20 protein-coding genes are annotated in these 24747 nt (G+C 39.3%); 3 read left to right on the top strand and 17 right to left on the bottom strand.

Annotation, left to right across the window (positions count from 1 at the left end; genetic code table 11):
* Window positions 1–149: 149 nt before the first annotated feature.
* Window positions 150–725 (bottom strand): nicotinate-nicotinamide nucleotide adenylyltransferase, encoded by a 576-nt coding sequence (locus tag AC5YDM_RS08200; protein WP_496151630.1) that lies wholly within the window; start codon window positions 723–725, stop codon window positions 150–152.
* 103 nt (window positions 726–828) lie between these two features.
* Between AC5YDM_RS08200 and AC5YDM_RS08195 the strand changes: the two genes are divergently transcribed.
* The gene (locus AC5YDM_RS08195; RefSeq protein ID WP_496151629.1) at window positions 829–1629 is read left to right on the top strand and encodes an enoyl-CoA hydratase-related protein; all 801 of its coding nucleotides are present in this window, start codon (window positions 829–831) and stop codon (window positions 1627–1629) included.
* A gap of 96 nt (window positions 1630–1725) precedes the next feature.
* Entirely contained in the window at window positions 1726–2484 is a 759-nt protein-coding gene (locus tag AC5YDM_RS08190; protein ID WP_496151628.1) for a nitroreductase family protein, read from the top strand.
* A 34-nt stretch (window positions 2485–2518) separates the two neighbouring features.
* On the opposite strand, the gene AC5YDM_RS08185 is transcribed toward AC5YDM_RS08190, so the two are convergent.
* Both AC5YDM_RS08185 and AC5YDM_RS08180 read right to left on the bottom strand, forming a co-directional pair.
* Window positions 2519–2833, bottom strand: coding sequence for an NGG1p interacting factor NIF3 (locus tag AC5YDM_RS08185; protein WP_496151627.1), 315 nt, complete (start codon window positions 2831–2833; stop codon window positions 2519–2521).
* Window positions 2834–2848: 15 nt separating this feature from the next.
* Window positions 2849–3730, bottom strand: a complete 882-nt coding sequence (locus tag AC5YDM_RS08180; protein ID WP_496151626.1) for a LysR family transcriptional regulator — start codon at window positions 3728–3730, stop codon at window positions 2849–2851.
* A 178-nt stretch (window positions 3731–3908) separates the two neighbouring features.
* On the opposite strand from AC5YDM_RS08180, the gene AC5YDM_RS08175 reads away from it, so the two are divergent.
* Window positions 3909–5651 carry an FAD-dependent oxidoreductase gene (locus AC5YDM_RS08175; RefSeq protein WP_496151625.1) on the top strand — a complete coding sequence of 581 codons (1743 nt, stop codon included), beginning with the start codon at window positions 3909–3911 and terminating at the stop codon, window positions 5649–5651.
* Between the two features lie 33 nt (window positions 5652–5684).
* On the opposite strand, the gene AC5YDM_RS08170 is transcribed toward AC5YDM_RS08175, so the two are convergent.
* The 14 genes from AC5YDM_RS08170 to hcaD form a co-directional block, all read right to left on the bottom strand.
* The gene (locus tag AC5YDM_RS08170; protein WP_496151624.1) at window positions 5685–6113 is read right to left on the bottom strand and encodes a hypothetical protein; all 429 of its coding nucleotides are present in this window, start codon (window positions 6111–6113) and stop codon (window positions 5685–5687) included.
* A 17-nt stretch (window positions 6114–6130) separates the two neighbouring features.
* Window positions 6131–6547 (bottom strand): hypothetical protein, encoded by a 417-nt coding sequence (locus tag AC5YDM_RS08165; RefSeq protein WP_496151623.1) that lies wholly within the window; start codon window positions 6545–6547, stop codon window positions 6131–6133.
* A 191-nt stretch (window positions 6548–6738) separates the two neighbouring features.
* The gene (locus AC5YDM_RS08160; protein ID WP_496151622.1) at window positions 6739–6861 is read right to left on the bottom strand and encodes a KGW motif small protein; all 123 of its coding nucleotides are present in this window, start codon (window positions 6859–6861) and stop codon (window positions 6739–6741) included.
* A 187-nt stretch (window positions 6862–7048) separates the two neighbouring features.
* Entirely contained in the window at window positions 7049–10885 is a 3837-nt protein-coding gene (gene purL, locus AC5YDM_RS08155; protein WP_496151621.1) for a phosphoribosylformylglycinamidine synthase, read from the bottom strand.
* Window positions 10886–11225: 340 nt separating this feature from the next.
* On the bottom strand, window positions 11226–12290 hold the full coding sequence (locus AC5YDM_RS08150) for a M20/M25/M40 family metallo-hydrolase (RefSeq protein ID WP_496151620.1): 1065 nt from the start codon (window positions 12288–12290) through the stop codon (window positions 11226–11228).
* A gap of 212 nt (window positions 12291–12502) precedes the next feature.
* The gene (gene pstB / locus AC5YDM_RS08145) at window positions 12503–13423 is read right to left on the bottom strand and encodes a phosphate ABC transporter ATP-binding protein PstB (RefSeq protein ID WP_496151619.1); all 921 of its coding nucleotides are present in this window, start codon (window positions 13421–13423) and stop codon (window positions 12503–12505) included.
* A 13-nt stretch (window positions 13424–13436) separates the two neighbouring features.
* Window positions 13437–14828 carry a phosphate ABC transporter permease PstA gene (gene pstA, locus AC5YDM_RS08140; RefSeq protein ID WP_496151618.1) on the bottom strand — a complete coding sequence of 464 codons (1392 nt, stop codon included), beginning with the start codon at window positions 14826–14828 and terminating at the stop codon, window positions 13437–13439.
* On the bottom strand, window positions 14828–16207 hold the full coding sequence (gene pstC, locus AC5YDM_RS08135) for a phosphate ABC transporter permease subunit PstC (protein ID WP_496151617.1): 1380 nt from the start codon (window positions 16205–16207) through the stop codon (window positions 14828–14830). Before pstC ends, pstA begins: the two co-directional genes overlap by 1 nt.
* 95 nt (window positions 16208–16302) lie before the next feature.
* On the bottom strand, window positions 16303–17328 hold the full coding sequence (locus AC5YDM_RS08130; protein ID WP_496151616.1) for a substrate-binding domain-containing protein: 1026 nt from the start codon (window positions 17326–17328) through the stop codon (window positions 16303–16305).
* Window positions 17329–17562: 234 nt separating this feature from the next.
* Window positions 17563–18831 carry an amidohydrolase family protein gene (locus tag AC5YDM_RS08125; RefSeq protein WP_496151615.1) on the bottom strand — a complete coding sequence of 423 codons (1269 nt, stop codon included), beginning with the start codon at window positions 18829–18831 and terminating at the stop codon, window positions 17563–17565.
* A gap of 194 nt (window positions 18832–19025) precedes the next feature.
* Entirely contained in the window at window positions 19026–20558 is a 1533-nt protein-coding gene (locus tag AC5YDM_RS08120; protein WP_496151614.1) for a pyridoxal phosphate-dependent decarboxylase family protein, read from the bottom strand.
* 2 nt (window positions 20559–20560) lie between these two features.
* Complete coding sequence (locus AC5YDM_RS08115) at window positions 20561–21934, bottom strand: diaminobutyrate--2-oxoglutarate transaminase (protein WP_496151613.1); 1374 nt, start codon at window positions 21932–21934, stop codon at window positions 20561–20563.
* Window positions 21935–22458: 524 nt separating this feature from the next.
* Entirely contained in the window at window positions 22459–23355 is an 897-nt protein-coding gene (locus tag AC5YDM_RS08110; protein ID WP_496151612.1) for a DMT family transporter, read from the bottom strand.
* 161 nt (window positions 23356–23516) lie between these two features.
* Complete coding sequence (gene hcaD / locus AC5YDM_RS08105) at window positions 23517–24746, bottom strand: 3-phenylpropionate/cinnamic acid dioxygenase ferredoxin--NAD(+) reductase subunit (RefSeq protein ID WP_496151611.1); 1230 nt, start codon at window positions 24744–24746, stop codon at window positions 23517–23519.
* Between the last annotated feature and the right edge of the window lies 1 nt (window position 24747).

Here is a 24747-nt window from a genome sequence, read left to right as displayed (position 1 = left end):
GACACTTATCTCTAAAATCACTAAGTATGAGATATAGAGATTATTTAAAAATCTTTCTAAATGATGAAATCTATGACCTTAGAGAATAGCGCTACCTCTTTTTATATTGAATCAGTAGCGAGTCGATTTGAGTTTGATAAGGGAGTGAATCACGTTAGATCTAAGTTACTTTTATCATTTTGTTCAAATTTAAGTTTGAGTTGCTGATAGATCTCTGTTCTTTGAAATTTTTCTAAAAATTCTTGCGTACCCAATGGAAACTCACGCTCGATAATCTCACCTCGATAATACGCTTCACGTAACGGCGTTGCAGAAATTGCACCTTTTAGACTATCGAGTTCAAGCATTTCCCATTCTGGAAAAAATTTTAAATAATACGATGAGTCATCTTTGAAATGTCCAATCAAACCCACTTTATCATTCGGCTGAACCACTTCTGCGACCAATGATTTAACGAGTTTTTGCCATTTTTCATCATTATATACATCGATCACATGGACAAAATGAATTCGATCCTGATCCTCTTTCGAGAAATTAGAAAGAATCATGTGTTCACGTTCTTCAGCAGAAAAAGGGTTTTTAATATTGCGTTCATTTTGCGCAGAGCCTAAAGCTAAAATCACATTTTGGCTATTTTCCAAAGCAATTTTAATGGTTTGCATATGCGCCAAATGAAAAGGCTGAAAACGACCAATGTAAACTAAATAATCAAATGTATATTTCATAATGAATTAACTTTTTATGAACTCATCAGTTGTGTCTACAAAAAAAATATGCGACATAATGAATGCATAAAATTAAATGAAGTTTTAAAGCAAGGATAGTACGATGACGCTGAGCTGTATTCAACAACCACATGAACATTTAAATGCAAACCTAGACAATGGTGTGCTGACTTTAGCCATTAATCGTCCACAAGCTAAAAATGCGCTATACGCAGAACTTTATCTTTGGATCGCAAAAGCTTTGGATGAAGCGGATCAAGATAAAGCAGTTCGTGTGGTGATTTTACGTGGTGAAGATACTGATTTTAGTGCAGGCAACGACATGCAAGACTTTATGAAGTCTGCAGCAATGAAGGATCAAATTCGTCCACAAGATGGCCCTCCTTTTGTTTTACTAAAATCCGCTGCCAAGTTTTCCAAGCCTTTAATTATTGCTGTTCGCGGTGTTGCGATTGGCATTGGTGTAACGATCTTGCTTCATGCAGATCTAGTGTATACAGACAATACTGCAATTTTCCAAATTCCTTTTGTCAGTCTTGGACTATCGCCTGAAGGTGCATCTAGTAAACTTTTGGTTGAGCAAGCGGGTTATCACCAAGCTGCTGAATTGTTACTCACTGCACAAAAATTCAATAGTGAAAAAGCGCTTCAAATCGGTCTAGTGAATAGCGTTGAAGAAGATGCCTATGCAAAAGCAACTCAACAAGCTCAAACTTTAGCTGCTTTACCACTTGCATCATTGGTACAAACTAAAGCCTTGATGAAACACAATGTGAATGAGATCGTAGAATGGATTGATCATGAAGCTGAAATCTTTATGCAACGTGTCGGTTCACCTGAGATGATGGAAGCTGTTGGTGCATTTATGCAAAAACGTAAACCAGACTTTACTCAATTTAACTAAGCATTGATTTAAACTAAAAAACTGATCTGAATCGCTCATCGTTTTTCATACTCGATGAGCTTTTTTAATTAAACGTGTTTGAAATGAGTAAAGTTTATGAGTTCTAGTTCTAACAATAAGAAAAGATACATCGAATCAGCACCGCTTCACATTGATGTAGAAAACTTTAAATCTGTAGTGAAAAGTCGTCGTTCAGTGCGAAAGTTTACCGACAAAGCGATTCCAGCAGATGTATTAAACGATTGCTTAGATTTGGCTTTACTTGCACCGAACTCATCCAATCTACAACCCTGGACATTTTACGTTGTTAAAACTGAATCTAAAAAACAAACATTGATCAAAGCCTGTTTAAATCAGTGGGCTGCTCGGACTGCTGCCGAATTGATTGTTTGTGTTGCACGCACTGACCGTTTAGATGAAATGGCAAAACGAAATATCAATGAATTTCCTTTTCCTGAAGTTCCACCTTTGGTAAAAAAGTACTACACCTACATTCCCTACAATTATAAAACGGGATTATTTAATGCTATAGGTCACTTTAAGAAAGTGACTTTCAAAGTTGCAAGACAGCTTGGTAAGCAGTTACCCGTAACGGCATTTAAACCTGAAGACAGTATTTTATGGGCAACCAAAACCACTGCACTTGCCTGTGAGAATCTGGTTTTAGCACTAAGAGCACATGGTTTTGACAGCTGTATGATGGAAGGCTTTGATGAACCTTTAGTTCGTAAAGCCTTAAACCTAGGTGATCAACAGTATCCTATTATGGTCATTGGTGCAGGTGAACGTGCCGAGGATGGTGTGTTCTTTCCACAATATCGCTTTGACCGCAAGCTGTTCATTCAAGAAGTCTAAAATAGCTTTATGAATGGAATGTCACATCAACATTTTAATCAATGTCGATCAATTGAATAAACTCAAAGGCAGCCTCTTCATAAGGATGGCTTGCCTTTAATGCTTTAGCGACTTGCGAAGCTTTCACTTCAGGAACTATCGTTTCTACACGCCACTCTGGTATTTTCTCTAAGGCATCTAATTCACCAATAAACGGCTGTGCGCCTTTGACAGGTTTAAATTGACCTGTACCTAAAACTTGCCATGCACATTGTTCATAATTTCCTATCCCCCCTGCGCCTGCTTCAAAAATAGCAAGCTTAGTGATTTCCAAATGAGATTCAGGTACGTAATAAATCAGTTTCAACATATATGATGCCTCCTATTACTTTTTATCAATCAACTGGGTTAATGCTTCAGTCGTCATATTCAAAGCCAAGTTATTTGATTTTTGAGGATATGTGGCATACAAGCCGAGTTGTGGAAGTTCTACGTCAGTTTCAATGACTTTAATATTCGGATTAAAGAACTTCAGTAAATATTCAGGAGCAAAGCTCAAACCCATTCCCATATTAATTAAATTAATATGTTGCATGACATTCGTCACCCAAAGAATCTGATCGTCCATTTTTTCAAAATGCACCAATTCATTAAGTTTGTCATAAAATATTGGCGATGCATTCTGTTCACACATAATCATATTATGATTTTTTAACTCTTGTATTTTGAGTATTCGATCTGTGGGATGCAAATGCTCAGCGCCCACCAAATAAATTTGTTCAGTCAGAATATGAATATTTTCAAAATCAGGATGATCAAGCTGATAGCGGGTAAAACTAATATCTAACTCAGCATTGCGTAATTTTTGGATTTGTTCAGTGCACGTCAGACTATGTAAATGAATTTTAAGATTAGGAATATTATTTTTTAATTGCGTCAAAATAGTTGGCATCAGCTTTAATTCTGCAACATTTAAAAAGCCAATATGAATTTGATTGTTTTTTTGCTGTGCAACCTGTCTTGCCGCTGCGATGGCCTGTTTGGCATTTTCTAGCGTTAACTCAGCATATTTCTGAAATGCCAAACCTTCATCCGTCAAAATCACTTTGCGAGTGGTTCGATCAAATAAAGCGACACCAACTTCATGCTCTAAGTCTTTAATCTGTTGGCTTAATGAAGGCTGTGCGGTATAAAGTTTTTCTGCCGCCTTAGTAAAGCTTTGCTCCTGCGCCACAGTCATAAAATAACGTAAATGTCGAAGTTCCATATTCTAAGCTCTATCCTTGGCAGTCATGACTTTACATGCTCAGTCTGAACATGCAAAAGGACTAAAATTATATAGGTGAATAGTTTATATGAATAGAACTATAGGACTGGATGCTTTTTTCCTAAACTCGCATGTAATTTAGATCATATTCATGTCAATGAATAAATAGGAAGCATTCATGCCCCAACAATTTGATACTGACGTTTTAATCATTGGTACAGGTCCAGCAGGCTCAACGCTTGGATTAGCCCTTGCAAATTATGGGATTAAGGTTCAACTTTTCACTCAATTTAATTGGTTAGCCAATAGCCCTCGTGCGCACATTACCAATCAACGTGCCATGGAAGTTTTACGTGATTTGGGCATTGAAGAGCAAGTCAAAGAGATTGCGACCCCTTGGGATCAGATGGGTGAAAGTCTCATCACCACTAGTCTAGTGGGTGAAGAAATCGCGCGGATCAGTGCTTGGGGTACAGGTGATGAACGCCATGGAGACTACATCAAAGGCAGCCCATGTCCCTTGGTTGATTTAATCCAACCAAAAATGGAAGCACTTTTGGTTAAAAATGCAGGCGAACGCGGTGCAATCTATAACTTTAATACCGAATATTTATCCCATGTACAAGATGAGCATGGCGTCACTGCAACTTTCCTAAACCTCATTACCAATACTGAATTTACATTACGTGCTAAATATTTAGTGGGTATGGATGGCGCACGCTCGAAAGTCGTAGAACAGCTTGATTTACCTTTAGAAGGGATTATGGCGCGTGCTGGAACAGTCTATGTTACCTTCAAAGCGGATTTATCAAAATACGTTCAGCATCGTCCTGCGATTTTGCAATGGATTGTGAATCCTGAAGCGAGTTTTGGTGATTTGGGGATGGGCTTACTTCGTGCACTTACGCCATGGAATGAATGGATTATGGGTTGGGGCTTTGACATTTCTAAAGGCGAGCCAAAAGTTACAGAAGAGCAAGTTCGTGCACGATTAGATGCCTTTGTCGGCGAACATGTTGAAGAAGTTGAAATTCAAAAATTATCTTACTGGTACGTGAACCAAACGTGGGCAACTGAATACTCAAAAGGACGTGTATTCTGCGGAGGTGATGCGGTACATCGTCATCCACCATCAAGCGGTTTGGGTTCAAATACCTGTATGCAAGATGCATTTAACCTTGGTTGGAAGTTGGCTTATGCGTTAAAAGGTTGGAGCCAACCGGCTCTACTCGACTCATACACCACTGAACGTGCGCCTGTCGGCAAACAAATTGTGGCACGTGCCAATCAATCACGCTTTGACTATAAACACTTAAAAGAAGTGTTTGGTTTTGACCAAGGTGTAAGCACTCAAAAGCAAATGCTAGATCGTATTTTTGCTGAAGATGAGCAAGGTGCTGAGATTCGTCAAAAACTTTTTAAAGCTTTAGAGATCAAAAATTTTGAATTTAATGCTCAAGGCGTCGAACTGAATCAACGTTATACCTCAAATGCTGTGATTGCAGAATCTGAAGGTGAAGTCTTTGAAAAAGATGAACAACTGTACTTACAAGCAACCACACGTCCAGGGGCTAAAATTCCGCATACGTGGCTGATTAACAGCAAAGGGCACAAGGTTTCAACTTTAGACTTTACAGGTAAAGGACGTTTTACTTTACTGACTGGACTATCAGGTAAAGGTTGGAAGCAAGCCGTTGAGGCTTTAGATCTAGCTTATTTAGATGTAATTCAAATTGGTTCACGTGAATACCGTGACGTTTATGGTACTTGGAATGAGAAATCTGAAATTCATGAATCTGGTGCTGTATTAGTACGTCCAGATGGCTATGTCGCTTGGCGTTATCAGGACAGTACCAATAATGCTTTTGATTATGAAAATACCTTGAAGACAGTATTGCAACAGATTCAATTGGCTGTTTGATTAAATGAAAAAGACCATCGAAAGGTGGTCTTTTTATTCGATACATACCATAGAAATCATTTCTTGTTGAAGATGTTCAGCATCAGTCTTTAATCTTTTCTTATCTATTTCTAGAAGAATGATTTTTATATATCCATTCTGAATATTGGGAATATATTGGCTAACAAAGTTTTGTTTTTTCACACACATACTCCATGAATAATTCTGTCTACCATGGATAATTAAACTTTCAACTGCCCAATGACGAGCTTCTTTAAAATCAGCTCGACCATTTTCATTTGTGAATTCTATCAAGGGATCAAATTCTTTTTTTGCAGGACTCACTGCTGTATAAAGGATCAGTTCAACATCCTTTATGGCCTTGCCCGGCTCATCAAAAATATCAATTTTGAGTTCAGGTTGTGTCTGCTTATAAATAGGAAAACATGAACTTAATAATAATGTGATCAACACCATCGTCATAGATTTATACATTTTACTTAACCGATATAAACACATGACAGTTTAGTATTTCCCTGAGGTGTTGCTTCTAATGCATTCTCAATATTCCAATTTTTATCTAAGGTTTTTTTCAGTTGATGTAGTACCGTCACGGGCTTTCCTTGAAAAATAAAATAGTAAGCCCCCGATTCACTTTCTGATGTTTTAATTTCTTGAAATGCAATTTTCAGTACCTTAACCCCATATTTTTGAAAATTTACAGCAAAATCATTTTGGATCATATTTTGAGTTTTATAGTTTTGATGTGCTTGAATACCGAAATACGTATTATTGCCTAATCTGAGTTTTTGCTCCGATTTATTAACCTTTAATCCAATTTTCTTCTGCTCACTCATATCATTTGAAAACTTAAAAATCCATTCAGATCCCTTACAATTTAAAGAATTTTCATTCATTAATTCTTCGATCTGAATCGTTTCGGCATGAGTAGAGACCAATATTAAATACATAAAGCTAAATAAAAATATTCTTATCATTTTATTAAATTTTGTTTTGGATATAAATTAAGTTTACTACAATTCAAACTCACGCTAAGAAAACATTTAAGCATAGAGTTTAAAACCACCTTTCGGTGGTTGTTTAGACTTCAAATTTGGGACAAATAGCCAATCCCAATGACCAACACTTGCATTGCGATCACTGCACCAAACAACATCCATCCTTTTTGGCGCAGAACAGCTCGATCAAAATAATTTTCAATTCTTATCATATTATCACCTCATCCATAATTCACATATTGAACACTTACGGGGCAAATCATCTATCCTTTAATAGACAATTTATAACAAGCAAAAAATAAACCAAGTTAAACAATGTAACCTATTATTTTCCAAAATTGGTTTCGTCCATACGCAAAAAAAGCCACCCGAAGGTGGCTTTTTTAAATCTTTGATCAATTAACCAATAAATTGACGCGCATTACGGAACATACGTAACCAAGCACCATCTTGATCCCAATCTTCAGGTTTCCAAGAATGCTGTAAAGCACGGAAGTTACGTTCAGGATGCGGCATCATAATCGTTGCACGACCATCTGTAGACGTCACACCTGAAATCGCTTCAGGAGAACCGTTCGGGTTCATTGGGTAATGTTGAGTTGGGTTACCCTGGCTATCGACATAACGTAAGATCACTTGATTGCCTGCATTCAATGCAGCAATGCTCGACTCAGGTGCAACCACACGACCTTCACCATGCGCCACTGCGATTGGTAAAATCGAACCTTCCATATCTTGTAACAACACAGAGTTTGATTTCTCTACACGTACGTTAACCGCACGCGCTTCAAACATCTCAGACGTATTGCGGTGGAAACGTGGCCAAGCTTCTGCACCCGGAATTAATGGTGCAAGCTGAGACAACATTTGACAGCCGTTACAGATCCCTAGAGAGAAAGTTTCATCACGGTTGAAGAATTTCTCAAATTGGTCGCGAAGTTTTGGATTGAACAATACAGATTTAGCCCAACCACCGCCTGCGCCCAATACGTCACCGTAAGAGAAACCACCACAAGCCACTAAGCCTTCGAAATCATCTAGGCTGATACGACCTGCAAGTAAGTCGCTCATGTGAACGTCAACAGTGTTGAAGCCCACTTTATCGAATGCAGCAGCCATTTCCACATGACCGTTTACACCTTGTTCACGTAAAATCACCATATTCGGGCGACGTGAATTAATATAAGGCGCTTCGATTTCTTCATTCAAATCAAATGTTGGTTTTGCAATTAAACCTGCGTGAGATTTGTCTGCAATCAAGCTGTATTCTTGATCCGCAGTTTCTACGTTGTCACGTAAACGTTGGATTTGATAAGACACTTCTGTCCAAGCTTGTTGCAAATCTGCACGGTCTAAGTTCAAACCATTGACAGTTAAAGTATCAGTCGTGTTTACAGTACCGACAACTGTAATTGCATCTTTAAGGTCAGATGCTGCAACTTCCACTGCTAATGTCGCCCAATCCGCTTTGCTAATTTGAAGCACTGCACCAATTTCTTCAGCAAATAATGCTTCAACAGATTGATCTTCAAGTGCTACACCTAAGCGAGATGCAAACATCATTTCCGCAACAGTCGCAACTAAACCGCCATCACCGATGTCATGGTAAGCTTTGATTAAACCACGGTTGTTCCAATCTTGAACCAATGCAAAGAATGCTTTGAAATCGTCAAAACTGTCTACGTCAGGGGTAACCGAACCGATTGCTTTGTAAACCTGAGCAAGGATCGAACCGCCTAAACGGAATTGACCTTTAGACAAATCAATACGTACAAGTACAGATTCTAAGTTTTTAAGTTCAGGAGTTAATGTTTTGCGAACATCGGTTACAGGTGCAAATGCAGTAATGACACCTGACATTGGCGAAGTTACAGATTTATCTTCACCTTCATCATTCCAAGTGGTACGCATAGACAATGAGTCTTTACCTACAGGAATTGCGATCCCCAAAGCAGGACACATTTCCATACCAATGGCTTTTACGCCTTCGAATAATGCTTGATCTTCACCAACCTGACCTGCCGCAGCCATCCAGTTCGCAGACAATTTAATGTCGCTGATCTGGTCAATTTTTGCAGACATGATGTTCGAGATGGATTCAGCAACTGACAAACGTGCAGAAGCCGCAGGATTTAACAATGCAACTGGTGGACGCTCGCCCATCGCCATTGCTTCACCAGTAAAGCCGACTAAGCTTGTAGTCGTTACCGCAGCATCCGCTACAGGAACTTGCCAACGACCAACGAACTGATCACGTGCAACCATACCTGTAATCGAACGGTCACCGATGGTGATTAGGAATGATTTAGAGGCAACTGTTGGGTTTTTAAGAACACGGTAAATCGCATCTTTTAAATCCGTCACTTTAGACGCATCAAAGTCATCACCATGACGTTCGATACAATCATAAGCACGGCTCATACGTGGTGTGCCGCCCAACATCACTTGCATTGGCATATCCACAGCTTTGTTCTCAAACAATGGATCTTCAACAGTTAAGTGACGTGCTTCGGTCGCTTCACCCAATACCGCAAACGGACAACGTTCACGCGCACAGATGGATTCGAATAATTCTAAAGATGATGGACGAATCGCCAATACATAACGCTCTTGCGCTTCGTTTGACCAAATTTCCATTGGTGACATGCCCGGCTCTAAAGACGGAATCTTACGAAGATCAAGCACCGCACCCAATTCATGGTCATTGACCAATTCAGGCATTGCATTCGATACACCACCCGCGCCGACATCATGTACAGAGACGATTGGGTTGTGATCTTCCATGCGCCAGCAAGTATCAATCACTTCTTGGCAACGACGTTCCATTTCTGGGTTTTCACGTTGTACAGAAGCGAAATCTAGGTTTTCACCGAGCTTACCACTGTCTACTGAAGACGCTGCACCACCGCCTAAACCGATGAGCATTGCAGGGCCACCAAGAACGATTAATAAGTCGCCCGGTAAAATTGGATCTTTTTCAACGTGATCTGGACGGATGTTGCCGTAACCACCTGCAATCATAATTGGCTTATGGAAGCCTTTTACATCACCATTAACATTTTGTTCAAAGGTACGGAAATAACCATTTAGCGCAGGGCGACCAAATTCATTGTTAAACGCAGCACCACCTAAAGGACCATCAATCATGATCTGTAGTGGAGATGCCATACGAGATGGTTTACCGTAGTTGTCTTCCCAAGGTTGTTCAAAACCTGGAATGTTTAGGTTAGATACCGTGAAACCTGTTAAACCTGCTTTTGGCTTACCACCACGACCTGTTGCGCCTTCATCACGGATTTCACCGCCTGAACCAGTTGCAGCACCTGCAAATGGAGCAATTGCAGTTGGATGGTTATGCGTTTCAACCTTCATTAAGATATGAGCAGCTTGGCTCTTATATTTATAAACGTGCTGACCTGATTCCGCATCTAATTTTGGATAGAAACGTTGTGTATCAAAGCCCACGATTACAGAAGCGTTGTCTTTATATGCTGACAATACATCGGTTGGAGATTCTTTATAGGTATTTTTAATCATTTGGAACAATGACAATGGTTGAACTTCACCATCAATTGTCCATTCAGAACCAAAGATTTTATGACGGCAATGCTCAGAGTTTGCTTGTGCAAACATCATCAGTTCGATGTCATGCGGGTTACGACCCATTTTGACAAAGGCATCCGTTAAATAATCAATTTCTTCATCTGAAAGTGCAAAACCAAACTCAGAGTTTGCTTTCACTAATGCATCTTTACCCTGACCCAAAATATCAATCGAATTTAATGGTTTAGGCTCTGTTTCTAAAAACAATGCTGCTGCATCTTCAATTTGATTGAAAACACTTTCAGTCATACGGTCATGTAACACTTGTTTAACTTCATTCGATATTTCAGAAATACCTTTTAAAGTAAACAAAACACCGCGTTCTAAGCGGTGTATCGGAGTATTACAATTGGCAAAAATATCAGTCGCTTTAGATGACCACGGAGAAATCGTTCCCAAACGTGGCGTGACTAAAATTTGCACTTCATCACTTGTAGCTTGGCGGACTTCGAAAGACTCACCATCATTGAGTAGCTGTAAAGCTGATTGCTGTTGTTGCTCACCTAGCGCTTGGTCAAATAGATAGACCCATTGGCTTTCGATCGACTGAACCGAACTAATAGACGTTAAACGTGAAAGTAGTTGAGTTTTCTTAAAAGAAGAGTGTGCAGGTGCACCGGCAACGATAAACATGCTGTTTTTGGCTCCACGGGCAGGTCTAGATAACCTTGCCACAATGTGACTTGAAGAGAGCGCATATTCTACTTCTTATTCCGCCAATCAGCTAGATAGAATTTATAGAATGTAGCATCTAATATGAATCAATTGATCAAGAAAACCTTTAATTTCAGATAAAAAAATTGAATATATCTGTTTTAAATGGCTGGATTGGCTTGTATCTAAATAATTCCAAAGAAAATGGTGAATATCATGACCCACCATAATCCTTATGAATAAAAGAATAACGTGTACTTAAGCAAACCTGTCGGAAGTGTATTAAACACAGGCTTGCATTACATTATTACAATCAAAATCAATCTATATCATTGATCAAATGAACAATCGCATCTGATGCGATTAGCAAAGATTGTGGATCGACTTGATCAATGGTGTCACAGGCTTTGTGATAACACGGTGCAAACTCAAGCTCATCGCCCTTTAATTGTTCATTGAATAAAATAATTGAGGTCACAGGCACTTTACCTAAAAAAGCCAAAGTATCACTGGCGGTTAACGTGGAAATATCTTCTTTAATCGTGAGTTGTTTTGTTTTAAAAAAAGTTTTTAAACTCTGCTCTAAAGCCAAATCTCCTGCATGATTGGGAAGAGACCTCAAACCATCCGTCAATGGTTTATAATCTGACTCGTTCATACCTTGTTCTTTCAGCATTGCTTCCATTTCATCGACTGAAGATTTATCTCCATCGGCAATCATAATATTTGGTGTTTTCGTGCCCACCATATCTACATTGATATAGGCCTTAATACCATCCAACTGTTGTTGAGTAAGTTTCTTAACATAATCTTGTGATCCAGCTATTCCAACTTCTTCCGAATCCCAAAATGCTAAAACAATTGTATGTTTTGGTTTTTGCTTAGATTGGTTAATTTGATGCATCAATTCTAAAAGAACCGCTACGCCTGATGCATTATCGTTAATTCCAGGACCCATTTTGACTGAATCATAATGCGCACCAATCAAGATTGCAGATTCATTCGATTGACCTGAGATCTCGACTAAAATATTTTGACCTACTGTTTTTTCACGATTTTCAAAAGCCAATATCTGTGGATTGAGTCCCTCTTTTTTTGCTTGATCAAGAATATATTTGGCTGATGCTAAACCACCTTTCGTTCCCACAGCACGATTACCACCATTACGCTGTGCTATTTCTTGAAAAACATTAAGATGAATCATCATCTTTTCAGGACTCAGCTTGATGTCGCTAAGCAATTGACCCTGTACTAACATTTTATCTTCTAATTTTGGTTGTGACTGTTTTTGTAATTGTTGTTGTGATGGCGATGTCGTACAACCACTCAAAATCATACTGCCAGAAATGGCTAAACTTAAAGCTAAACACTGATAAGTTTTCATTTTAAATCTCAAGTTTTATTATTTCATGTATATATTAAAACACCGATCAGAAAGCTTATTCGTTTTAGAGTAAAAATAAACGATCAATGTGTATAGTCACTCATGATCTGAATAAACCTCTTTCTACGACCCTATTTAATACATTAAAAATTCCACAATAAAAAAAAGAGCAATAATGCTCTTCTTTTTTTGAACTGAGAATATATTCAGAATTAACCAAAACGACCAGTGATGTAGGCTTCAGTCAATTGATGATCAGGTTGTGTGAATACTTTTTCAGTTGAGTTCACTTCAATTAAGTCACCCAAATGGAAGTATGCTGTACGATCTGATACACGCGCTGCTTGCTGCATTGAGTGAGTCACAATCGCGATCGTATATTGCGTAGAAAGTTCAGAAATTAACTCTTCAACTTTTGCAGTTGCGATTGGATCAAGTGCAGAACACGGCTCATCCATCAAGATAACTTCTGGGCTTACTGCAATGGTACGTGCAATACATAGACGTTGTTGCTGACCACCGGATAAACCTGTACCCGGCTGATTCAAACGATCTTTAACTTCATCCCAAAGACCTGCTTTGCGCAAACTGTTTTCTACAATCTCTTCAAGATCGTACTTATCACGTGCTAAACCATGAAGCTTAGGACCATAAGCAACATTATCAAAAATTGATTTTGGGAATGGGTTTGGTTTTTGGAACACCATACCAACTTGAGCACGAAGTAAAACCACGTCTAAGTTTGGATCATAGATATCTTGATTATCCAACATCACTTTACCCGTTACACGGCACGAGTCAATCGTGTCATTCATACGGTTTAAAGTACGTAAGAAAGTAGACTTACCACAACCTGATGGTCCAATGAATGCAATCACTTCGTTCTGATAAATCTTCAGATCGATACCTTTAATCGCTTCAGCTTCACCATAATAAACATGGACATCCGACGTGCTTAATTTTACCGTCGATTCTTTCGGCTCTTTCTTAGAAGATGGCGTTTCGAATTGCGAAACAAATGGCGTAGCTGATTTAGTTTGCTCAGTACCCATAGATGGTGCTTGTGACTGTTCTTGATTCACGGACTTATCCTGTTCTAAGGAATTGGTTTTAGTTGCGCTAGCAGTATTCATAATTTGACCTCAATTACCAACGAACTTCAAATTTCTTACGTAACCAAATGGCTAAACTGTTTAATCCAATCATTAATGCAAGCAACACAATGATTGCAGCCGCTGTACGCCCTTCAAAGAAGTTACGAAGTTCATTACCCTGCCATAGGAAGATTTGTACTGGCAGAGCCGAAGACTGGTCAAATGGCGTTGCAGGAACACTCGCAACGAACGCACTCATACCAATTAATAATAGTGGTGCTGTTTCACCTAAAGCTTGAGCAACACCAATAATTGCACCTGTTAAAATACCCGGTAGAGCCAAAGGCAATACATGATGGAATACCGTTTGTAAACGAGATGCACCTAAACCTAAAGCAGCTTGGCGAATAGATGGTGGTACCGCTTTTAACGATGCACGCGTGGTAATAATCACCGTCGGTAAAGTCATTAAGCTCAATACCAAACCACCAACCAAAGGTGCGGATAATGGCAGATGCATCCAGCCAATAAAGATTGCAGCACCCAATAGACCAAAGACAATCGAAGGAACAGCCGCTAGGTTGTTAATGTTCACTTCAATCACATCAGTGATCCAATTTTTTGGTGCAAACTCTTCAAGATAAACGGCTGAAGCTACACCAACAGGGATTGAGATTAAAATCACAATCATCATCATGAACAATGAGCCCATGAATGCACCTGCTAGACCAGACGTTGCAGGAGAACTACGTGAGTCAGGGCTAGAGAAAATATTGGTATTAAACGTACTTTCGATCAGACCATTGGCTTTCAGTTCATCTGCAATTTGTCGAACTTCTGGACTCAACTGTTGCTGTTCATCTGACAAACTACGGTCAATATTACCTTTTAACCAAACATCAACGTTTGCATCTGCTAAGACTTTAACTTCTTTATTGGCACCCAATAAGCTTGGGTTTTCCATATACATATCACGTAAACGATATGCTTCCGAACTTGTATAAAGGCTTGATAATTCATCACGCTTCGATGCCAATGCAGGATCTTTAGCGATCATTGCATTCACAATCAGCGCATCCCAATCCACCATACCAATTTCAGTTTGCCAAGCAATATAGCGCTCTTCATACTGAGCTGGAGACTCATTGGCAGTTTTCACTGGCTGTTTTGAAACTTGAATCACTGCAGGGTCAAAATGAATCGGTAAAGTTAAACTGTTTTGCCAAAATGCAGGGAGACCTTTCGATAAAATACTACCGAATAATAAGGCAACAAAGAACAAACCTAAAATAACTGCAGAAAAACCAAAGTATTTAAATGTCTTCTCTTTGCGATGTCTTTTCGCCAAAGAGCTTTGGATTTTTTGTTTACGCTTTTCACGCACTTCCGCAGCATTCATGGCGTCAATATTTGAATCGATTTGAGTTGAATTTGTAGTCGTCATTAGTCGTATTGCTCACGATATTTACGCACGATATACAGTGCAACAATGTTCAAACCTAAGGTAATGACAAACAAAGTCAGACCTAATGCAAAGGCAACCAAAGCTTGAGGACTTGCGAAATCTGTATCTCCAGTCAACTGATTCACAATCGTGATCGTCACTGTCGAAATCGCTTCTAAAGGATTTGCATGTAATAAAGGACTATTACCCGCTGCCAATACCACGATCATGGTTTCACCAATGGCACGCGAAGCTGCTAATAAGAAAGCACCGATAATCCCCGGCAAAGCCGCAGGAATGACCACTTGGCGAATAGTTTCAGACTTGGTCGCACCTAAGCCTAATGAACCATCACGAAGTGAACGAGGCACTTGAGTAATAATGTCGTCAGATAGTGATGATACGAATGGGATAATCATGATACCCATGACAAAACCAGCGGTTAAAGCACTGGTCGCATTGATATCAATACCCACCATCGCACCTAAACTTTTAGCAAAAGGACCAATGATCATCAGGGCGAAAACACCATAAACGATCGTTGGAATACCCGCTAAAATTTCAATCGCAGGCTTTGCCCATGATCTGAAAGATGGAGATGCATATTCAGCTAAATAAATAGCGATCATTAAACCTACTGGCACTGCAACTAAAAGTGCAATACCACTCACCATCAAAGTACCCCATAGCAGTGGAAGTAATCCATAACTGCCGTCCGCACTTCCTGATGTACTAAAACCAGGGTTCCACTCTGTACCAAAGAAAAAATCCATTGGATTAACAAAGCTGAAGAAACGCATTGCTTCACTAAACATCGACATTACAATGCCGATCGTCGTTAAAATCGCAACACCTGAACACAATGCCAAGCTGATATTAATTATTTTTTCAACTTGATTACGTGCACGATATTGTTCAGAGATTTTTTTCTTTGCCCAAGCTAAACCGAGCATTGCCGCTGAAAGTACCACTGCAAATTTTGCATATGATCCAATCACTTCAATTTTTGCTAACTGTTCTGCGGCTTTCAATTCATAAGCCAATGGCTGATCGCTTACACCGAAACCTGAGGCAATGGCTTGTACTCGATCAACAAGTACACTCACGCTAGCAGGATCTAATGTTGCAGCAATATTTGCAGGGATATTATTAAGCACTACATGTTTAAAAATGCTTGGTTCAATAATATTCCACACGATTAAAATCAGAAAAGCTGGAATCCCACACCACAATGCAACCAATGCACCATAGTATCCAGGACGTGAATGTAGCATCGCAGAATTACTGCCCTGACCTGCTAATTTACGGCTTTTAGTCAACCCGATTTGGTACGCTATCGCAATTAATGCAAGTAACACCCCGATGAGTAGCAGATTCATGAATTCTCCACCATTTTTCAATTCCGCATTGAAAAAATATATTTAGCAAAAAACTGATGATGGGACACACCCATCATCAGTTCATGTTTCAACGATTATTTAACTGCTTTACCTACTTTGAAATTCGCAAGAATCTGCGCACGTTCTTTATCAGACATTGAAATCAGACCCGCTTTTTCTAACTTAGAACCTTTACCTGATACTTTCTTACTTAAGAAATATTCAGTAAATTGCGGTAAGCCTTTGATTGACTTCAAGTGTTCGCCTTTCACATAGAAGAACAATGGGCGAGAAACTGGATAAGAACCGTTTAAGATTGTGTTTTCAGACGGCGCAACATTATTTACAGTTGCAACACGTAGACGGTCACGGTTTTGGTCATAGAAACCTAAACCAAATACACCTACTGAACTTGGAGACGTTTTTAAACGCGCCAAAGTTTCAGTGTAGTCACCTGCAATCTCAACCACACGACCATCCTTACGGAAAGTTGTACATGCTTTTTTCATTGCATCTTTATCTAAAGACTTAATTGCAGCATAAGATTCACAACCTGCATCCACCATCTTCTCCTGGAAGACTTCGCGCGTTCCATGATTCGAAGCAGGAATTACAAGTGTGATCGGTTCATTTGGTAATGATTTGTCGATTTGGTTCCAACGTGTATATGGGTTTGCAACCATTTTACCGTTAGATGGTAATTGTGCAGCTAATGCAGCAAACACATGTTGTGGACGTAATTTGTAAGCCGCTTTATTTGCATTTGAAGCAAATACAATACCGTCGTAACCAATTTTAATTTCTAATACTTGGTTAACACCTGCTTTTTTACAAGCAGCTAATTCTGTGTCTTTAATTTTACGAGATGCATTCGCGATGTCGATTGTATTGTCGCCTACACCATTACAAAATTGTTTCAAACCACCTGATGAACCACCAGAACCTACAACTGGTGTTTTAAATTGTGGAAAGTTATTACCAAACTCTTCTGCTGCAATACTTGCGTAAGGCAATACTGTAGAAGAACCAGCAATTTGAATCGTATCACGCGCTGCATTCGCGGTTGTTGCTGCAGCTACCCCAGTTAAAGCTAATGCAATTACGATGTTGTTAAAGCGCATTTTTGATATCTCTCAATATATGCAAATATGGAGTACGCTACTTTTTTATTGAAGTATTGTACTTATTTCGACATATGCATTTTGATTTTATAATATGACAGTGAGGTTACAGCTTTATTACGATTTTATGATTTTTATAAATTATTGATTTATAGAATTTCATATTTTAATCATTAAAAAAATCCGCAACCTAAAGCAGCGGATTTCAATTATATTTAAAAGCTAAATCAATTTTTATTGAAGATGATCAACCACCACCACACCATCTTTCACAACCAGCTTCACCTTTTGCAATACAGAAATATCCTTTAATGGATTACCATCAACAATAATTAAATCTGCAATCTTACCTTTTTCAAGCGTTCCTAAATCTTTAGCACCCAATGCTTTTGCACCCTCTTTGGTAGCAGACAATAATATCGTTTTATTATCGATTCCTTGCCCTTTCATTACTTTCGTAACCATCGGAATAACTTCTTTTGGAGGAATTCCAGGAACATCAGATGTAAATAATGGGATAGCGCCTGCTTGCAACATGACTTGTACATTATTTTTTAAAATTTCATAATCATTCTTGTCTTTTTCTGCTGCATAACCTAAACCGATATAGCGCTCTAAAAAGCCGAGTGTGATTGCAATCGGTATTTTTTTCTCACCGACTATTTCTAAATAACGTCCATCTGTATCTTTTGTAATTGATGGTGGATGGATAAATGCATCGACACCCGCATCAATCATTGCAGGTACATTTTTGGCATCTGCATTGTGTACAAGTACTTTCAAATTATGTTTATGTGCTTCTTCAACAATAACCTTCAAAGATTCTGGATTAAATTCTTTTAAATTCGTCACACCATCATAAACAACAACATCGGTGTTATAGCCAATCAATTTTTTCATTGAAGTACGTGCTTGCTCAGGCGTATCAATAGGTAAACGAACGTGTTCATCACACCATTTTAATTCAGCTCCAGCTAAACCTCCGCAAGCATAATAATCACCTGAATGTAATAAAACTGGGCCTGCCATAAATACACGCGGTCCCGAGATTTCGCCGGACTCAACCTTCTTTTTCACTTCATCAATATACGGCCAAAAATCAATGGGCGATAAAATTGAAGTAATACCCTGCTCTAAATGCCCACGCAACCGCTCAGACAACTCACCATTAATAAATGCTTCTGCTTGCTTATCATTGGTTGCAGGCATTTTCGGTGGCAAATCATAGAAATTCCAAAATAAATGCAAATGGCTATTAATAATACCCGGCATTACCGTTTTACCTTTAGCATCAATAATTTGATCTGCTTTTTCCTTGATTTTGCCTGTACTAATTTCTTTAACTTTGCCATCTTCGATAATGATGTTGGCTTTTTCAATCAAATCCGAACCAGTACCATCAAATACATTGGCATTTTTAATAATTAAATCGGCTGCACTCACTGAACAACTCAAAAAAGCAGAACTGATAATGAGTTGAACTATTGTTTTTTTAAAATTCACTTTTTCACCTAAGCCCATGTATATTCTGATAATAAAATTTATTAATTCACATATACACACTATTATTTTTATATTCACTATCATCTTTGATAGTTGTGGCTGGTATTAGAATTGCTTGTTGATTGATAAATTAAAATCTAAAAATAAAAAAGGAGATCAATCGATCTCCTTTTTTGTACAGCACGAGATTAAAATTAATCTAAAGCTGTTACATATGTACCGTCCGCAATTGGACCTTTGATACGATCCGCTTCTGCTAACACAAGTGCAAGCAAGTTCTTCACGTTGTCTAAAGTCGCTACTGGGCTTAACGTCGTCATTTTCAATGATTGATTTTGACCAACTTTTGTTACGCCAATGTTTGCTTCGCCACGTGCAAATAATTCATCTGCAACGTTTTGGTTCAATGTATCAAGTAATTCAGCAGGATAACCAGCTGGAACTACACGAAACAGAACAGATGCAAACTGAGGATCAACCAGCATTTCCAAGCCTTCAGTTGCAGTAATATAAGCCGCAACGTCACGAGTTAAAGTTACACCGTGGTCAATCATCGAACCGTAAAGCTCTTCACCTAGCGCTTCAACAGTCATCCACAATTTCAATGCATCAAAACGGCGAGTTGTTTGCAGTGACTTAGATACTAAGTTAGGAACGCCATGCTCTTCGTCATAAGCAGAGTTTAAGTACTCAGCTTCATAATGCATGAAACGATAGTTTGCTTCGTCTTTTAACAAGAACGCGCCACAAGAAATCGTTTGGAAATAATGCTTATGGAAATCAAGGGTAATTGAGTCCGAGAGTTCAATACCATCTAACATATCGCGGTGATCGTTAGAAAGAATTAAAGCACCACCCCAAGCCGCGTCGATATGCATCCACGCGCCATATTTGTTGGTGATTGCACGAACTTCTTTCAATGGATCAATTGCACCTGCATCGGTTGTACCCGCAGTTGCAACCACACAAGCCACAATCTTGCCCTCAGCTTGAAGGTGAGCCATGGTTTTCTCAAGCGCATCCATGTCCATGCGTGCATTTGCATCTACAGGAACAGTCACGACTGATTGGAAGCCCATACCCATCATTGCCATGTTCTTTTGCACAGAAAAATGTGCATTTTCAGAACAAATGACTTTAACGTTACGCATTGCTTCCGCAGGAACGCCATCACGCTGAACAGACCACGGCTTACCGTTTTCGTCTTTCCAGTTTTTAGCAATACATGCATCACGTGCAAGTAAAACACCCATCAAGTTAGACTGTGTACCACCAGAGGTGAATACACCTGCCTGACCTGCACCGTAACCCACTTTTTGACGTAACCAATCAATGAGCTGAACTTCCATCAAAGAACCCGCAGGGCTTTGATCCCATGAGTCCATTGATTGATTCGTTGCGTTAATCAGCACTTCTGCGATTTGGCTAGTCACCATGGTTGGGCAATGCAAATGCGCAAGTGAATGCGGATGGTGTACTTTTAAGCTTTTATTTAAGAAAAGCTCAACCATACGATCCAGAGAGTGTTGTACGCCCATGCCTTCTTTAGAAGGATTGAAAGCGATTGCACTGCGTAGCTCTTTAATGCTACCACCAGTGTACATTTTATCATTTCGTAACCATGCAGATACAGCTTTTACAGCCGAATCCATCGCTGACTGATAGTCAGCAATAGATTGTGCATCATTACAGAATAACGCTTTACGATGTTCTGCAAAATCAACCATGATTACGCGCCTCGAGTTGCAACAAGTGCTTCAGCAAGTGCTTTCTTGAAGCGAGCAACAGCTTCAACACATTCATCATGCGTGATGATCAGTGGGCAAAGTAAACGGATTACAGTACCGTTACGACCACCTTTTTCTAACAATAATTTGTTATCAAAACATGCCGCTTGAATTGCTGCTGCCAATTGACCATCACCAGGCAATGAACCCATGTGATCTGCCGCTTGACGTTCATCAACAATCTCAACACCGATCATCAAACCGCGACCACGTACGTTACCGATACATGGGAATTCTACAGCTAATTTTTTAAATTCAGCTTGTAAGAAATCACCACGCTCTTGCGCGTTTTGAGCCAAGTTTTGTTCTTTGATGGTTTTGATCGTTGCAAGACCAGTACCCATAGCGAGTTGGTTACCACGGAAAGTACCTGTATGACCTGCTGGCTGCCAAGCATCAAACTTACGTTTAATACCCAATACAGCAAGCGGCAAGCTACCACCTACAGCTTTAGACATAACAACGACATCTGGCTCAATACCGGCATGTTCAAATGCAAACATTTTACCTGAACGCGCAAAGCCTGCTTGAACTTCGTCAAGAATCAACACAATGTTGTGTTTTTCAGTCACTTCACGGATTTTTTTCAACCATTTCACAGGTGCTGTCACCACACCGCCTTCACCTTGAATCGCTTCAAGAATCACAGCTGCTGGCTTAGTTACGCCGCTTTCAACATCTTCAATGAAGTTTTCGAAGAAATATGTCAATGCATCTACACCCGCTTCACCACCAAGACCCAATGGGCAACGGTATTCATGCGGATATGGCATAAATTGAACACCTGGCATTAAGCCATTCACAGCATTCTTAGCCGACAAGTTACCTGTCATTGCTAAAGCACCGTGAGTCATACCATGGTAACCGCCAGAAAAGCTGATTACAGTGCTACGACCAGTGTAAGTTTTTGCTAATTTAATTGCTGCTTCTGTACCATCTGCACCAGACGGACCACAGAACTGTAGACAGTACTCAGCCTTACCACCCGGTAATTGCTCAAGTAGTGCTTCAGTGAAAGCATCTTTTAAAGGCGTCGTTAAATCCAAAGTATGTAATGGCAAGCCACTCGCTAAAGTGTCTTGAATACTTTGAATTACCGCAGGATGATTATGGCCCAAAGCCAATGTTCCTGCCCCAGCTAAACAATCGAGGTACTCTGTACCTTCAACATCAGTAACCCAACATCCTAAAGCTTTTGCTATCGCCAACGGTAATTTACGTGGATAGCTACGAACATTCGATTCCATTTGACTTTGGCGAGTTAAATAGTATTCGTTAGTAGAATTAGGGGCAGGATTTACAGAAGAAACGCTCATATCGAATTACCATCTCTGATATGGGTTGAAAGAAATAAGTCGGGTGACTTGCGGTCCTTTGACTCGGTGCTTTATAAATTCCAATTAGACGATAGTTTATTCATCATAACTAGAGGGCGCGATGATAACGAATTTTGAAATAAAATAAATAGATTTCTATCGTTTTCGCACCCTTATTCTAAAATAATAATGTGACAAAATGGTAACTTGTACACTATTCATTCTTTACTGTGAATAATTAGCTCATTTTCAATTTTTTTAGACATTTTACAAGATAGAAATATCTCAAATTTTTTGTTGAAAAGAACTAAATATCATCAAATAGAATCATTCAGTATTGAAAAAATTACATTGGCTTGAAAGCTATTTTTTGTAAATAATCCATCATTCATACAGGCTTACTGTTAAACCTGTATAAATCTTATTTTCTGAAATATTTGATACCATCCTCTATATAGATCAATCACAAAAGATATTCATAAAAAGATCAATAAACACCGCTTCAGATAAATAAACGTTTTGCACTATACCTTCAGTAATTTACGTAACTCTTGGTTGAAATACATGATAATGCCTATCATCACAACTGCAATTCCCACAAATGCAGAGCCGTTAATGATCTCATTATTCAAGGTTGCTCCAAGTACGAGCGCGATTACAGGTGTCATAACATTACTCAATGAAACAGTAGATGCATTCAAACGACGGATGAGCCAGAAGTAACATAGCATCGCCACAATAGATGACATGATCATGGTGAACAAGAAACCGATCATCGCTTGAGTACTTGGTAATACTGTTGGGATATGTTGCCAAATAAATGGAATGATCAGCAGAGAGCCTAGCGCAGACAAAATTAAAGAACCCGTGGCTTGAGACATTGGGCTCAAAGGCGCATTGATTTGTTTCACCCAAAAGATCGAGCTGATATAAGAAATCATACTGATCAGCATCAATACGATCCCCCACGGATTCACCTTAGCATCCGCAGATTCAGCAAAAACAAAGCTTAAACCGATTACAGCCACTGCCATTCCCATCCATTGCAGTAATGTGAGCTTCTGTGTCTTCAAAATCACATGACCAATTAAGCCTGCAATCAGGGGGGAAAAACCAAAGATCAGCGCCATCAATCCTGAAGTCAAATAATTCGCTGCCAGATAAATAAACAGCTGCGCCCCAATCAGATTTAAGCTGCCTGCCAAATAACTTTTCATTGAAGTTTGATCAAATGGCAATGGATCACGCATAATCTTCAATAAAAATAAAGCAATAACAGATGCACCAAAGTAACGAATTATCAGTACCCACATCGGATGAATTTCGGCAACACTCCAAACAATTGCCAATGGTGTAGCAGCCCAAATTAAAACCAATAAAGCATAAATACTTGCGGTAACGGGTAAAGAAGACGAATTCATATAGTTCTCTGTTACTTTGGGCGAGATGCCTCATTAGACTTCATTCAAAGCAATACCATCATTTTTCAAACTTAGGTCTTTGAGATTAAAAATTTTCTCTCAAAATACAAAAAACAGACCTGAGTTACCTGAGGTCTGTTTCTTGATGCTTTAAATACTGATTATTTCACAAGTTTACGTAAATCTTGTGTCAAATCTAAATATTTATCTGCTTCAAAAAGTGCTTGCTTGCTAATCAATTTCTTCAAATGACGCATTTCTTTCGCTGCATTGACAGTGATACCAGCAACGATAATACCGTCAGTCACACCAAACAATACGAATGATGATTCTGAGCGTTTTTCAGCGTTAATTTCACCACGAACCAACCACTCAGCAGCAGCCATATCACCAACAAACTGATAGTTAATATCTAATTGGTCAGTCCAGAACCATGCTGGATTTACCGCTGGATGTTCAACACCCATGACATGACGTGCAAAAATGCCTGCTTGAAGGTTGGCATTTTCCCAAGTTTCAACACGACGATGGTTACCACAGTCACGCAATTGAGTTGCAACATCACCCGCAGCATAAATATCAGCATTTGAAGTTTGGCAGTTCTCATTCACCTTAATAGCTACATCAGCATCTAAGCCTGCTTCAACAGCTAACTGTGCATTTGGTACAATCCCAATACCGTAAACCACAGCATCAGCACGAAGTTCTTCGCCATCACCTAGAGTTACAACGATTTCTTCGCCATCCAATTTGCAATCTGCAATTGAAGTTGAAAGACGAACATCAACACCTGCCAATTTTTGCTGTTCAAGCAAGAATTCACTCAAAATGCGTGGAGATGAACGACCCATCACCATTGGACCCATTTCAATCACTGTCACTTCACAGTTTTTGAAACGTGCAGATGATGCTAGTTCTAAACCGATGACACCACCACCAATCAAGATGATGCGTTGACCTGCTTGAAGAACAGGAACCAAAGCTTGTGAATCTTCAAGGTTACGCAATGTGTATACGTGTTTACCCAAAGCATCAAAGTTTGGCAAACGACGTGCCGCACCACCTGTAGCAAGCAATAATTTGTCATATGCAACAACATCGCCATTCAGAAGTTCAACAGTTTTCGCTTCTGCATTGATTTTCGCAACGCCATTTCCACGAATTGTCTCCACACCTAAATCTACTAATTTATCTTCTGATAAAATTTCGATTTTGGTTTCTTCTGGTTTTAGAATCACGTCTTTTGATAGTGGTGGACGCTCATAAGGAAGATGCGTTTCATCACCGATCAATGTGATTTTACCTTCGTATTTATTGCCACGAAGTTCTAAAATTGCGCTCGCACCTGCTTGGCCAGCACCAACGATAACGATGTTGTTTACATTGCTCATT

It is taken from the genome of Acinetobacter sp. CY81 (genome assembly GCF_059515925.1).
This window is presented reverse-complemented; position numbering and strand designations above follow the sequence as displayed.

What these genes read in the sequence shown, in the direction of transcription:
- AC5YDM_RS08130 (WP_496151616.1), bottom strand. Translation starts at nt 17,328, where the DNA reads ATGCGCTTTAACAACATCGTAATTGCATTAGCTTTAACTGGGGTAGCT.
- pstC (WP_496151617.1), bottom strand. Translation starts at nt 16,207, where the DNA reads ATGAATCTGCTACTCATCGGGGTGTTACTTGCATTAATTGCGATAGCG.
- AC5YDM_RS08160 (WP_496151622.1), bottom strand. Translation starts at nt 6,861, where the DNA reads ATGATAAGAATTGAAAATTATTTTGATCGAGCTGTTCTGCGCCAAAAA.
- AC5YDM_RS08180 (WP_496151626.1), bottom strand. Translation starts at nt 3,730, where the DNA reads ATGGAACTTCGACATTTACGTTATTTTATGACTGTGGCGCAGGAGCAA.
- AC5YDM_RS08165 (WP_496151623.1), bottom strand. Translation starts at nt 6,547, where the DNA reads ATGAATGAAAATTCTTTAAATTGTAAGGGATCTGAATGGATTTTTAAG.
- AC5YDM_RS08110 (WP_496151612.1), bottom strand. Translation starts at nt 23,355, where the DNA reads ATGAATTCGTCTTCTTTACCCGTTACCGCAAGTATTTATGCTTTATTG.
- AC5YDM_RS08170 (WP_496151624.1), bottom strand. Translation starts at nt 6,113, where the DNA reads ATGACGATGGTGTTGATCACATTATTATTAAGTTCATGTTTTCCTATT.
- AC5YDM_RS08115 (WP_496151613.1), bottom strand. Translation starts at nt 21,934, where the DNA reads ATGAGCGTTTCTTCTGTAAATCCTGCCCCTAATTCTACTAACGAATAC.
- AC5YDM_RS08175 (WP_496151625.1), top strand. Translation starts at nt 3,909, where the DNA reads ATGCCCCAACAATTTGATACTGACGTTTTAATCATTGGTACAGGTCCA.
- AC5YDM_RS08190 (WP_496151628.1), top strand. Translation starts at nt 1,726, where the DNA reads ATGAGTTCTAGTTCTAACAATAAGAAAAGATACATCGAATCAGCACCG.
- AC5YDM_RS08195 (WP_496151629.1), top strand. Translation starts at nt 829, where the DNA reads ATGACGCTGAGCTGTATTCAACAACCACATGAACATTTAAATGCAAAC.
- hcaD (WP_496151611.1), bottom strand. Translation starts at nt 24,746, where the DNA reads ATGAGCAATGTAAACAACATCGTTATCGTTGGTGCTGGCCAAGCAGGT.
- pstA (WP_496151618.1), bottom strand. Translation starts at nt 14,828, where the DNA reads ATGACGACTACAAATTCAACTCAAATCGATTCAAATATTGACGCCATG.
- AC5YDM_RS08120 (WP_496151614.1), bottom strand. Translation starts at nt 20,558, where the DNA reads ATGGTTGATTTTGCAGAACATCGTAAAGCGTTATTCTGTAATGATGCA.
- purL (WP_496151621.1), bottom strand. Translation starts at nt 10,885, where the DNA reads ATGTTTATCGTTGCCGGTGCACCTGCACACTCTTCTTTTAAGAAAACT.
- AC5YDM_RS08200 (WP_496151630.1), bottom strand. Translation starts at nt 725, where the DNA reads ATGAAATATACATTTGATTATTTAGTTTACATTGGTCGTTTTCAGCCT.
- AC5YDM_RS08185 (WP_496151627.1), bottom strand. Translation starts at nt 2,833, where the DNA reads ATGTTGAAACTGATTTATTACGTACCTGAATCTCATTTGGAAATCACT.
- pstB (WP_496151619.1), bottom strand. Translation starts at nt 13,423, where the DNA reads ATGAATACTGCTAGCGCAACTAAAACCAATTCCTTAGAACAGGATAAG.
- AC5YDM_RS08150 (WP_496151620.1), bottom strand. Translation starts at nt 12,290, where the DNA reads ATGAAAACTTATCAGTGTTTAGCTTTAAGTTTAGCCATTTCTGGCAGT.